Origin of the sequence: Nostoc sp. ATCC 53789 (genome assembly GCF_009873495.1) — a bacterium.
Lineage (GTDB): Bacteria > Cyanobacteriota > Cyanobacteriia > Cyanobacteriales > Nostocaceae > Nostoc > Nostoc muscorum_A.
Genome location: NZ_CP046703.1, coordinates 4499686 through 4512400 on the forward strand (window position 1 = coordinate 4499686; position 12715 = coordinate 4512400).

11 protein-coding genes are annotated in these 12715 nt (G+C 41.0%); 5 read left to right on the forward strand and 6 right to left on the reverse strand.

Translation table 11 applies throughout. The features are described 5' to 3' along the window. Window positions 1–14 precede the first annotated feature (14 nt). Window positions 15–587, reverse strand: coding sequence for a DUF981 domain-containing protein (locus tag GJB62_RS18490; RefSeq protein WP_114082797.1), 573 nt, complete (start codon window positions 585–587; stop codon window positions 15–17). Between the two features lie 355 nt (window positions 588–942). Between GJB62_RS18490 and glpX the strand changes: the two genes are divergently transcribed. Then, window positions 943–1980, forward strand: coding sequence for a class II fructose-bisphosphatase (gene glpX / locus GJB62_RS18495; RefSeq protein ID WP_114082798.1), 1038 nt, complete (start codon window positions 943–945; stop codon window positions 1978–1980). 237 nt (window positions 1981–2217) lie between these two features. Continuing rightward, the gene (locus GJB62_RS18500; RefSeq protein WP_114082799.1) at window positions 2218–3504 is read left to right on the forward strand and encodes a glutamyl-tRNA reductase; all 1287 of its coding nucleotides are present in this window, start codon (window positions 2218–2220) and stop codon (window positions 3502–3504) included. A gap of 269 nt (window positions 3505–3773) precedes the next feature. On the opposite strand, the gene GJB62_RS18505 is transcribed toward GJB62_RS18500, so the two are convergent. The 4 genes from GJB62_RS18505 to GJB62_RS18520 form a co-directional block, all read right to left on the reverse strand. Further along, window positions 3774–5768, reverse strand: a complete 1995-nt coding sequence (locus GJB62_RS18505; RefSeq protein ID WP_114082800.1) for an ATP-binding protein — start codon at window positions 5766–5768, stop codon at window positions 3774–3776. A gap of 12 nt (window positions 5769–5780) precedes the next feature. Beyond that, window positions 5781–6650 carry a substrate-binding domain-containing protein gene (locus GJB62_RS18510; protein WP_114082801.1) on the reverse strand — a complete coding sequence of 290 codons (870 nt, stop codon included), beginning with the start codon at window positions 6648–6650 and terminating at the stop codon, window positions 5781–5783. A 309-nt stretch (window positions 6651–6959) separates the two neighbouring features. Further along, window positions 6960–7742, reverse strand: coding sequence for an ABC transporter ATP-binding protein (locus GJB62_RS18515; protein WP_114082802.1), 783 nt, complete (start codon window positions 7740–7742; stop codon window positions 6960–6962). Then, window positions 7732–8865: a branched-chain amino acid ABC transporter permease gene (locus GJB62_RS18520; protein ID WP_114082803.1), complete on the reverse strand. Its 1134-nt coding sequence runs from the start codon at window positions 8863–8865 to the stop codon at window positions 7732–7734. Before GJB62_RS18520 ends, GJB62_RS18515 begins: the two co-directional genes overlap by 11 nt. 374 nt (window positions 8866–9239) lie before the next feature. On the opposite strand from GJB62_RS18520, the gene GJB62_RS18525 reads away from it, so the two are divergent. From GJB62_RS18525 to GJB62_RS18535, 3 genes are all read left to right on the forward strand, one after another. Beyond that, window positions 9240–9437 carry a hypothetical protein gene (locus tag GJB62_RS18525; RefSeq protein WP_114082804.1) on the forward strand — a complete coding sequence of 66 codons (198 nt, stop codon included), beginning with the start codon at window positions 9240–9242 and terminating at the stop codon, window positions 9435–9437. Window positions 9438–9499: 62 nt separating this feature from the next. Continuing rightward, window positions 9500–9757 carry a hypothetical protein gene (locus GJB62_RS18530; RefSeq protein WP_012410276.1) on the forward strand — a complete coding sequence of 86 codons (258 nt, stop codon included), beginning with the start codon at window positions 9500–9502 and terminating at the stop codon, window positions 9755–9757. Window positions 9758–9869: 112 nt separating this feature from the next. Beyond that, window positions 9870–11456 (forward strand): glucose-6-phosphate isomerase, encoded by a 1587-nt coding sequence (locus GJB62_RS18535; RefSeq protein ID WP_114082805.1) that lies wholly within the window; start codon window positions 9870–9872, stop codon window positions 11454–11456. Window positions 11457–11713: 257 nt separating this feature from the next. Here GJB62_RS18535 and GJB62_RS18540 read toward each other — a convergent pair whose 3' ends face one another. Further along, window positions 11714–12376, reverse strand: a complete 663-nt coding sequence (locus GJB62_RS18540; RefSeq protein ID WP_114082806.1) for a Nif11-like leader peptide family natural product precursor — start codon at window positions 12374–12376, stop codon at window positions 11714–11716. Window positions 12377–12715 lie beyond the last annotated feature (339 nt).

The following is a 12715-nucleotide window of genomic DNA, read 5'->3' on the forward strand; positions in this document are numbered from 1 at the left end:
GCCTAGATCATTGCTTACCGCATCGGCGCTGGAACCCACTTTTGGAAACCCTCTAAATGATTCCAGTAAGCCAAATATCCAGTTAATGCCCAAATTAGAGCAGCTACTATTAGCACTGCTACGCCAATTAGCCGCCAGGTTCGGTTGGTTTTCCAGTAGAGAGTTGGCGCTGCAAAAATACCACCTAAGCCAGTTAAAATAAAGCCGATTCCTGATAGAAGCGGTTGCTTAGTCATGTTCAAGTTGATGATGCGGAAACCCACTACGATCGCAACTAGGCCAGCAAAGAAGCCGTAAATTGCTATTGTCGATAAATCCCAACCTTGAGCAAGTGCGATCGCAGCCGCAACAAACAAGATTCCAAATAGGACACTTGTCTCACCGAAGGCAATATTAAAGCTACCAATAACTGGCCAGGTGAAGCTCATGTGTAAACCAGTTGTTAGTGCGATCGCACCCGTAATTCCAAAACCGGGAATCCACTGTCTCTGATTAGAACTATCTATACCACGATACACATAGTCAGCCAGTAGAAATAGCCCAGCTACCATATTGATCAACATGAGTGTGATGTAGTCGATAAACACTATTGACCTCTCAATTTGACAAGCTATTTACTCTGCGCTTCGTTTTTCAGTTTTTAGTGAATTTACTAACTTTTTTCTTTATTATTTTATACCTGAATATAAACACTGAAGAACAGCAATATTCTAAAATATTTACTGCTAAATAATTTGTGCAGTTTTTAACTTAGTTACTTTTAAACAGGTTTTATACTGGAGTTGGATGAGTGAAAAATAAGGATGTGCTAGATGGTACTTTTCTAACCAGTTAGCAGTAAAACTTAACTTTCTTCCACGTGTATCCGCCCTTTGGTAGACTTGAAGACTGAAATAGCCAGATAAAGCGGCGGAAATTCAAGCAGTTGAGAGGGCAGACTCTGTGGAAAATACACTTGGGTTAGAGATTATTGAAGTAGTAGAGCAAGCCGCGATCGCTTCCTCGAAATGGATGGGCAAAGGCGAAAAAAATATCGCTGACCAGGTAGCTGTGGAAGCTATGCGGGAGCGGATGAATAAAATCCACATGCGCGGTCGCATCGTTATCGGAGAAGGTGAACGCGATGACGCACCGATGCTATACATCGGGGAAGAAGTTGGTATCTGTACCCAACCAGATGCTGCAAATTTCTGTAACCCTGATGAACTAATTGAAATTGATATCGCCGTTGACCCCTGTGAAGGTACGAACCTGGTAGCTTATGGACAACCTGGTTCGATGGCTGTGTTGGCAATTTCTGAAAAGGGTGGATTATTTGCAGCTCCTGACTTTTACATGAAGAAGTTAGCAGCACCTCCTGCGGCTAAGGGCAAGGTAGACATCAACAAGTCAGCAACAGAAAACCTGAAGATTCTCGCTGAGTGCCTAGATCGGAATATTGAAGAACTTGTGATTGTGGTCATGAAGCGCGAACGCCACAACGATTTAATTAAAGAAATCCGTGAGGCTGGAGCGAGAGTCTCACTAATTTCAGACGGTGATGTGGGTGCAGCTATAAGCTGCGGTTTTGCTGGAACTAATATCCACGCTCTGATGGGTATTGGTGCGGCTCCTGAAGGTGTAATCTCGGCAGCTGCAATGCGTGCTTTAGGTGGACACTTCCAAGGTCAACTGATTTATGATCCGGCAGTAGTCAAAACAGGTCTGATTGGAGAAAGCAGAGAAGCTAACATTGATCGTTTAAAGTCGATGAATATCAATGACCCCGATAAGGTCTATGATGCTCACGAACTAGCATCTGGTGAAACTGTTCTGTTCGCTGCTAGCGGCATTACCAGTGGTAATCTGATGAATGGTGTACGTTTCTTCAACGGCGGAGCCAGAACTCAAAGCTTGGTAATTTCCAACCAGTCAAAAACTGCTCGATTTGTTGATACAATTCACATGTTTGGTGAACCCAAGACTCTCCAACTGAACTAATTTTTAGGGAATGGGGAAATAAAAGTATGGGCGAAGCATTTGGAAAGAAATCTTTCGATCAAACTGAAAAATAGTCACCCAAATGCTTCACCCTTGCAGTAGTTAGTAGTTAGTAGTTAGTGATTAATAGTTGTTTGTTGCTGGGAAAAACTACCAACCAATAAACAAAATTCCCCATTCCCTATTCTGACTCAATGCCCTATTCTCAACTACCAACTAGTAACTACGATTTAGCAAATGAATATAGCAGTGGTGGGGTTAAGCCATAAAACAGCCCCAGTAGAAGTCCGGGAAAAACTGAGCATTCCAGAACCACAAATTGAAAGTGCGATCGCTCAACTGGCCAGCTATCCTCATATTGATGAAGTTGCAATTCTTAGCACTTGTAATCGCCTGGAAATCTACATTGTTACCAGTGAAGCAGACCAAGGTATCCGAGAGATAACTCAGTTTCTTGCCGAATATAGTAAATTGCCCGTTCTTTCTCTGCGACAGCACCTATTTATGTTGCTACATGATGATGCAGTGATGCACGTCATGCGAGTAGCAGGTGGTTTAGATAGTCTGGTACTCGGAGAAGGTCAAATTCTGGCTCAGGTGAAAACTACTCACAAACTGGGACAGCAATATAACGGTATAAAAACCATTTTGAATCGATTATTTAAACAAGCGCTGACAGCTGGTAAGCGGGTTCGGACTGAAACTAGTATTGGTACTGGCGCTGTTTCTATTAGTTCGGCAGCTGTGGAATTAGCACAGATAAAAGTGGCAAATTTAGCAGCTTGCCGAGTGGTAATTTTGGGCGCTGGTAAAATGTCACGCCTGCTGGTGCAACACCTACTTTCTAAAGGTGCTGTGCAAATTAGTATTGTAAATCGCTCTCGTGAACGTGCTGAAGAATTGGCGAAGCAGTTCCCTGGACAACCGATCCAAATTCATCCGTTATCGGAAATGATGGCAGTGATTGCCGAAAGTGATTTGGTGTTTACAAGTACTTCGGCAACAGAGCCGATACTTGACCGCGCCAAGTTGGAAATGGTTTTAGAAGTTCAGCGTTCATTGATGTTATTTGATATTTCTGTGCCGCGTAATGTTCATGCGGATGTCAATGAACTGGAAAATGTGCAGGCGTTTAATGTGGATGATTTAAAGGCTGTAGTGGCGCAAAACTACGAAAGCCGTCGGAAGATTGCACAGGAAGCCGAGCGACTTTTAGAAGAAGAAGTGGAAGCTTTTGATATTTGGTGGCGCAGTTTAGAAACTGTTACCACTATTAGCTGTCTGCGAAATAAAGTTGAAACCATCCGCGAACAAGAGTTAGAAAAAGCTTTATCAAGATTGGGTTCGGAATTCGCTGAAAAACATCAAGAGGTGATTGAAGCATTAACACGGGGAATTGTCAATAAAATTTTACATGACCCGATGGTACAGTTGCGATCGCAGCAAGATGTTGAAGCTAGACGGCGCTGTATGCAAACCCTGCAAATGCTGTTCAACCTGGATGCAGGGGAGCAGTTTAGTTAAATTTAACAACAAAATCCCCAAGTTCTTGGAGAAGTTGGGGATTTGAACTTTTCAATTAGATATCTATCTAATTAGAAGTTAGTTATGCAACCAGAGCAATTTAAATCTTTATAGAAATACAGCACTTTGCAACTAAATGAGGTACGGAACCAAGGATTCACAAATCAAATTATTCTTCTCCCTCCTGCCTCCTGCCTTCTGCCTCCTGCCTCAAAACCAGTGACTTTGTGCCTCATGCAAAAGAAAGCTGCTGTATTGTGCTAAATTATCTATCGAACTGGGATTGTAATTACGAACTCTGTACCTCCTCCCGGTGATGAAATACACTTTAACGAGCCACCGTGTTTGTCAGTAATTATCTGGTAGCTAATTGACAATCCCATACCAGTACCTTTGCCAACTGCTTTTGTCGTGAAAAAGGGGTCAAATAGACGAGACTGGATTGCTTCTGGAATCCCTGTGCCATTATCAGCAATATTAACAACTACATTTTCATTCACCTGGATTGAAGAAATACGAATTATCGGTTCTTGACAAAGCCCCTTTTCAAAAGCCTCTTCTAAAGCATCAATGCTATTTGCCAAGATATTCATAAATACCTGATTTAATTGTCCTGCAAAGCATTGAATTTTAGGGATATCACCATACTCTTTGATCACTGTAATTTGAGGACGAGCGTTTTGCGATTTGATTCGGTGTTGTAAAATCAACAGTGTGCTGTCAATCCCTTCATGAATATCAGCACTTTTAAACTCGGCTTCATCCAAACGAGAGAAGATTCGTAAACTGAGAACAATTTCTCGAATGCGACTGGCTCCAATCTTCATAGAAGCCAACATTTTAGGCAAATCTTCTGTTAAATATTCAATATCAGCTTCTTCTTTAGCATTTTGAATTTCTGGTTCTGGATAGGGGTAATGTTTTTGATAAAGTTGAAGTAACCACAACAACTGCTGAGTATAATCATCAGTGTACTTTAGATTGCCGTAGATGAAGTTAACTGGATTGTTGATTTCATGAGCAATACCAGCAACTAATTGTCCCAAAGAATACATTTTTTCGTTCTGGATTAATTGGGACTGGGTAAGCCTAAGTTCCTGTAAAGTTTCCTTGAGAACGATATTTTTTTGTCGCATTGCTTGCGTTCGTTCTTCTATTTTTTCTTCTAATGTTTGGCTGTAAGACTCTAGCTTTTGATTTGCTTCATTTTGTTCTGCTAATAGTCGCTTTACCTGTTGAATTAATTGGTTAAAAGAAATGGCTAAAATCCCAACTTCATCTTCAGTATTTACGGGAGCTTGGAGATCAAAATTAGATTCTTGAGTAACTCGTTGTGCTACCTGTGTCACAGCTTTTAGGTGACGAGTAATTGTTCGCGCAATTAAAAACCCAATAACCGCTACAATACTGCTTCCCAGCAAAAACAACAATCCTAAATATTTCCATAACTTTTGTTGTTCAACCTCTAGCAGTGAGATAGGATACAAAATTGTGGCTTTTAAAGACTGACTTACTCCTGGAAATATGATAGTTTTAGCTAAATAGTTTTTGTTATCAATAGCGATTTGTTTAGGAGACAAATCAAGAGCAGGAAATTGCCAATTTACCTCCCTGCTTGCAATCAACAAGGTTGCAGCAAATACACGATTTTGTCTGTGGATAATCAGATGTTTAGAGGAACCAGCAGCAATTTTTTGTAGTAGAGTGTCGTCTAGTAAGTTGCCAATAATGATTCCTCCCAAGAGTCCTGCTGATGATTTGATTCCATTTGTGACTACTTCGAGAACTTGTTGCTCACCTTCACCTTTTACATCTACCAAATCGTATAAATTCGCTCCTTTAATTGCAGTATTGGTAACTACCTTATCTGAGAATTTGGCTTGACTCAAGGAATTATTTCGTAAATCTACGAGGACATTACCTTGAGTATCAATTACCTTAATCCAATCCAATTTTAAAATAGATTTAAGTGGTAGTAATATTTGCAAAAGCAAACTTTGATCGCGCTGTTTTACAGCCTGACTCAGCATATCTCGATTAGCAATCAGTTCTATTTCAGTTTCTAGAGTTTGCTGTTCATACTGGAAATCCTGATAAACTCGTTCAGAAAAACTTTCGACCTCTTCGCGAAAATTTTGCTCCAAACTATCGGTAAACCAATTTCCTAGCACTACTAAGCCAAATAGGAATACGCTGAGACAAACTGCAAGTATCGGTAGAACAATTTTTTGGCTGAGTCTCAGCCCCCTGAAAAATTTCTGCATGGCACGTTCAATTTATTTGGTAGGAACAAAGCCATTATTTTGTAGTAGTTTTTCACCTTCTTTACTCAAGATAAAATCAATAAAATTCTGAGTAGCTGCTGAAGGTGTTTTGTTCCAGAGAATACCTATACGACGCACCATTTTATATTGCCCACTGCTAAAGTTTTGCGATTTGGGAGCAACACCATTGAGGCTGAGATGATTGACAGGTAATTGATTGATTAGGGAATAAGCCAAAGAAAAAGCGCCGATGGAATTAGGAGTACTTTGTAAGGTTTCGATCAATTCGCCCTCTTTGTTTAAAATCACGGCTTTAGTTGTAGTCTTATCTTCTCCCAAATAATATTTTCGCAATAACTTTTTTGCTGATTCGTCTTCGGGCCTATCCAACACTACAATATTTGCATCAGGGCCGCCTAACTCTCGCCAATTTTTTATCTCCCCTTTATAAATTGCTTTTAATTGCTTGGTTGAGAGATTATTAACACCTTTAACACTGTTATGGGTGGCGATAAGTAACAAATCTTGTGCAAATTCACGATATTGAATTTTACCGTTGTCTTCTTCTGGTTTGAGTTTGTGACTACTACCAGCGATATCAATAATATTGTTTTTTAGGGCTGCGATCACACCTTCCGATTGGCTATTGGAGATAAATTCAATTTTGACAGTTTTATTTTGGGATTCATAGCCTTTTGCTAAAAGTTTTAAAACAGTTACCGTTGAACTAGAACCACCAATTTTGATGAGCTTTTGGTCTTGAGAATCAGTTTGGCTGGTAACTGGATTAGAATCTTTCAGTTCCGTTGTTTTAACTGAGTTGCAACTGCAAAGTCCAAGCAGGATGATAGCGATGATCGTTGACTCAGCAATCTTTTTCATAAATACATCTCCAAATATCCAAAACTTAATATTGTGTTTAAGCTCTCATAGCTTAATATTCCCGAATAATCCTAAAATATAACTGCGACCAGGAAGATACCCCACTGATTTGAGAAGTCGGGTATCTATGGCTTTCATAATAAAATATGTAAGACTACCCCTTTCAGGGCAACTTGTAAAATCTCTTATTTTTTCTCAGCGTTCTCTGTGCCTCTGCGGTTTAAAAAATTAATTTATTTAACCACAGAGGCGAAAAGAACATATAACAAATCCGTAAAGAGGAATTTATTGTCCAAAACATTTGATAAATTATTTTCCCAGATAAGCTTCTAAAACTTTGGGATTAGTTTGAATTTCTGCGGGTGTACCGTCAGCTAAATTTTGTCCTTCAGCAAGCACCCAAACGCGATCGCACAAGGACATAATCACATCCATATTGTGTTCAATAATCAAAAAGGTCATTCCGTCTTGGCGATTCCAAGTGATAATGCGATCGCAAATATCATCAATCAGTTTCGGATTCACCCCAGCAGCCGGTTCATCCAACAAAATTAACTTGGGATTAGTCATCAGCGCTCGTCCCATTTCCAGCAGCTTACGTTGTCCACCAGACAAGCAACCAGCATAATCGTGTGCTTTTTTTGCCAAGCCTACCGATTCTAACAAGAACATTGCCCGTTCTTGGAGTTGCTTTTCTTCCTTAGCGACAACGTGCGGTTGCAACTGTACCTGCCAAAAATTTTCACCCGTTTGTTTTTGCGCCGCCAGCAGCATATTTTCTAACACCGACAACCGCGAGAGAGTCCGCGCAACCTGAAAAGTGCGGATTACTCCCTGCTGAGCGATTTGGTATGGTTGCAAGTTGTGAATGGGTTCGCCGTCAAAAATTACTCGTCCCTTATCTGGACGGATGAAGTTTGAGAGTAAGTTAAATAAAGTGGTTTTACCAGCACCATTGGGGCCAATCAAGCCCGTAATGCTGCCTTTAGCAACTTCGATTCTCGCCTCATTAACTGCTTTGACACCACCAAAGCTTTTAGAAAGTCCAGTGGCTACCAAAAGGGGAAGGGGCGATGACTGGTTATTTACCAAGGGTGAGTTCCTCCTTTTTCCCTAGAATACCTTGAGGTCGCCAAATCATCAGTATCATCAAAATTAGTCCGATTACCATAATGCGAAATGCACCCAAACGGGCTTCATCAAGGGGGACGATTCTAGGTAAGACTTCTCGTGTTAGCGCATCGTAAGCAAAGAAAATTACCGCACCTAAGATTGTGCCAACGTTATTTCCAGAACCGCCTAAGATCACCATGATCCAAGTGTCAAAGGTGATCTGCGGTTGAAAATTATCAGGGTAAATGGCGCTGAGTTGCCAAGCAAAGAAAGCACCAGCTATACCCGCGATCGCACCCCCTAACATGAGAGATTGTAATTTATACCAAAAGACATTTTTTCCCAGCGCCTTGGGAATTTCTTCATCTTCACGGATGGCTTTGAGAATTCTACCCCAAGGCGATCGCACCAAAATTTCTAAGCGCCAGTATACAAGTGCTAAAACCAACAGCAACACCAGCATTAAACCCGCTTTTGGGTTGTAATTATACAGTCCAATTACCCCAGAAATATAAATTGCTGTTGCCAAAACTGCTAATATAATTCCCACAACCAAGCGCGACAAAAATTCTTGCTTGCTAGTTGTCCTTTTGCCTAAATCAGTAGTCCGAGATATTTGGGTGGTACGAATCCATTGCCATAACGTAAAAAAAGTTACAGCAGCTAGTAGCGTTAACAACCCAATCATCACTAATCTGACAAACAAATTCGGCTCTGTGGATAGGGGTATGGAATAACTTTGCACACCAAACGCCCCAGAAACCCAGGTATCACCCACAGGTAAATCCTGATTATTTACCACCAAACGAATTAATTCGCCCGTACCAATGGTGACAATTCCTAAATAATCTTCCCGTAAGCGTAGAGTTGCAAAACCAATTATCAAACCCAACAATGCGGCGACAATTGCCCCAGCTACTGCCGATATAAATAGGGGCACGCCCTTTAAACTTAACAATACCGTTGTATACGCTCCAAGGGTCATGAAAGCAATATGACCAAAGTTAATTAACCCTGTAAAGCCCCACTGTAAATTGAGTCCCAGTCCGAATAAAGCAAAAAGTGCTGTAGAAATTGCTAAGAAAATAAGATAGTCAACCATATTAAATAGTTATTTTGGCATTGGGAATTGGGAATTGGGAATTGGCATTGGGAATTGGAAATTGGGAATTGGGAATTGGAAATTGGGAATTGGAAATTGGGAATTGGGAATTGGGAATTGGGCATTGGGAATTGAGAATTGGGAATTGGGAATTGGGAATTGGGAAAGACTTGTTGAAAGGTTCTCACTCAAATCACCTTGTCCCCTTGTCCCCTTGTCCCCCCTGCCTCCCCTGCCCCTCTGCCCCCTGCCCCTTAACTGGGCGAATAAATTTTAGCGTAGCTTGAGCATAGTGCTACATTGCCGTTAACCTTTGCTAATTTTGTGGGAATAATATTTACTGTTGGTGTTGGGTTGTAGGTAAAAATTGGCCTATGAATTTGCTGAGGCTGAGAATGCATCACTTAATCGAGCAATTAGGTGATGACGATTTGCAAGACATTTGGAACGTTCTGGAAGGTTTATATTATGACTTTTATATGCTCAAAGCGATACAACAAGTTAAGCGAGCGCAGCAACCGTGGGATATCTTAACCCATGAAGAAGCGGTACGACTGTTGATGTTTTTCTGATTCAGCAGCGCTTTCTTTTCTTGTGCCAGTGGCCCCTCAAGTTTTGGTTAAGGTAAAGCCTAGTGAGTCTAGAAATGCGCTATGCAAGGTCTTTTTTGCTAGACCTGAAAAATTTAGAACCTGCTGCTTACGAGCGGGTGCATGATTTTGTCTTTGTTGAGTTAGCCCAAAAGTGGCAACTGAGCGATCTAAAAGAACTACGACAGCTTGATGGTGAAGGCATTTTTCACCGTTTCACACTGGATAATTACCTGATTGGTATAGAAATCAGGGGTGAAATTGTGAAATTTCTGCGTGTCATTCCTATGCCAGATGTTTAAAGTGAAGAGTTAAGGGAACACTTAAAACTGTAAACTGTATAAGGCTAGGCAGGGATCGCTATAACCTTACATTAAACTGGTTTTTGAAAAACACTTTATTTGAGATTTCCCTATGGATGCTAGGGCACTTTGGCAACGATACCAAAACTGGTTATATTTCCACGAGGGATTGGGACTGTACTTAGACATAAGTCGAATGCGGTTCGATGATGCCTTTGTGGATTCGTTGCAGCCGAAGTTTGACAAGGCGTTTGCGGATATGGCGGAACTGGAGAAGGGTGCGATCGCAAATCCCGACGAGAACCGCATGGTTGGACACTACTGGCTGCGAAATCCTGATTTAGCGCCAACTCCAGAACTTACACAAGAAATAGTCCAAACCCTAGAACAAATCGAAGCTTTTGCGGAAAAAGTCCAAACAGGTGCTATTCATCCTCCCAGAGCAAGCCGCTTCACGGATATTATCTCCATTGGCATTGGTGGTTCCGCACTCGGGCCCCAATTCGTCGCAGAAGCTCTTGCTCCTGATTTCCCACCTCTGAAACTTCACTTTATCGATAACAACGATCCGGCAGGTATCGATCGCGTTATCAATCATCTACGAAATAGCCTCGCCAGCACTTTGGTATTGGTAATCTCCAAATCTGGGGGAACACCGGAACCTCGCAACGGCATGATTGAGGTTAAAAAAGCTTACGCTGGACATAATTTGGAATTTGCTCAATATGCGGTAGCAATTACCAGCGTTGACAGCAACCTCGATAAACTAGCCAAAGATGAAGGTTGGCTGGCCAGATTTCCCATGTATGACTGGGTGGGAGGACGCACATCAGAAATGTCTGCTGTGGGGCTAGTACCAGCCGCATTACAGGGCATTGATGTTCGCGCCATCCTAGATGGTGCAAAAGAAATGGATGACGCTACCCGCGTCCCAGATGTGAAAAATAACCCAGCAGCCTTGCTAGCTTTGTCTTGGTACTTTGCTGGTAATGGAAAGGGCGAAAAAGATATGGTTGTCTTACCTTACAAGGACAGCTTGTTTTTATTCAGTCGCTATTTGCAACAGCTGGTGATGGAATCTTTGGGCAAGGAAAAAGACTTAGACGGTAACGTTGTCCATCAAGGCATCGCCGTTTATGGCAATAAAGGCTCAACAGATCAACACGCTTACGTCCAGCAGTTGCGTGAGGGTGTAGCGAATTTCTTTGCTACCTTCGTTGAAGTGTTGGAAGATCGTCAGGGCCCATCCACTGAAATAGATCCGGGAGTTACATCAGGCGATTATCTTTCCGGTTTTCTCCAAGGAACCCGACAAGCGCTTTATGAAAATCACCGCGATTCGATTACAGTTACCATTCCCCAAGTTAACCCCCGAACTGTAGGGGCATTAATAGCTTTGTATGAACGTGCTGTTGGTTTATACGCTAGCTTGGTTAACGTCAACGCCTACCATCAGCCAGGGGTAGAAGCTGGCAAAAAAGCTGCTGCCTCCATTCTCGATTTGCAAACACGAGTGGTAGCAGTGCTGCAAAAAGAAAAAACTCCCATTTCTCTTGACGAACTCGCCGAGAAAGCTGGCGCATCAGACCAAGTTGAGGCAATTTACAAGATTTTGCGTCATATCCATGCCAATCAGCGAGGTGTGGTTTTGCAAGGTGATCTTCAGAAACCCGGCAGTTTAACCGTTTCTGCTAGCTGATAGCTCTAGTTTAAATATCACATTTTGTCCCTAATTGTTGTATCAGCAACAGTTTTTGGTTGTGAAGCATCCTAGATAAAAGTTTTATCTTTCGTCTAGGATGCTTCACTGTATAATTTGTAATTTTTAATTAAGTTTTATAAATTTAATTTTTTGAATTTTGACGCAGCTATATCGAGAGGCTCAGATGCCCGGTTTTTTATAAAAGTAGGGCATCTTTTTGTTCGTAACTCCTGCACGGATTGCTATATACATCATTACGAATTAATACTTACCAAAAGGCGTTGATTAAAATAGCTCTTGGGTAGAAAACAGCGATCGAGTAAAAAAGGATTATTGGTATCTCCAAATAATAAATTACCCTGCTTCTCTCGATGACAGAATGGTGGCACAATTCCCCAATCTTCTGCTAGCCAAATCCAGTATCCTATGTCAATTCTGCCATAGTTTGAACCTGTGAGAATCTCCCCAACACTGTTGTTGATAGATACTATTTCTGCCGATGATTTGATTTCAATTAACAGCCAAGCTAACTCTTCTACAGAAAAGCTATAGCCATTATCAGCAGCTATGTTGACAAACTGCTGCGGATTTTTCGCAATGAGCAATTCTTCTTTGAGAGATGGCGTTTTTTGTGCAAAATCAAAAAGATCCCAAATCTGTCTTCTTGTAACTAGAAACCACGCAAGTTCTTCTGCCGTCAAATTATGACCATTGTCTTTTGCTAACTTAAGAAATGGCTCAAGGCTATCGGTTTCTGCTAGTTGACTTTTCAATTGGAATGTTTGCTCTACTAACGACAAAAAATCAATAACCTTTTGCCATGTAACTTTGTCATAGCTTTTGTTAAATTTTATTTTTTCTTGCCAATAAATGTATTTATCTTCTTTAAGAAAGAAATTCCAAATTTGATAATACATGGGTCATCTCACCTAAGTCTTAAACTTGGTACAGGTTGGTTATCAATGAACACCAGTGTAGTAAGTATAATGTGTTTCTTCGACAGTACTAAATCTCTTGTATCATGTAAATGAAATTACACAGTAGCTAAGTATAAAGTTTATGTAAAGTTTGTCACTATAAATGAAAAATACTGAGGAAAAGATGAAGATAACGATCGCTGTAGTGGGTTGTGCGATCGCTCGTTATTACTTCTCATAAAATCAAATTAAGTCAATAGATAGTATTAATTATTCATAAATGAATTAACCACAAAATAGCTTGCACTTCAGTACTTTTAAACGAACCGCAAAGGGCGC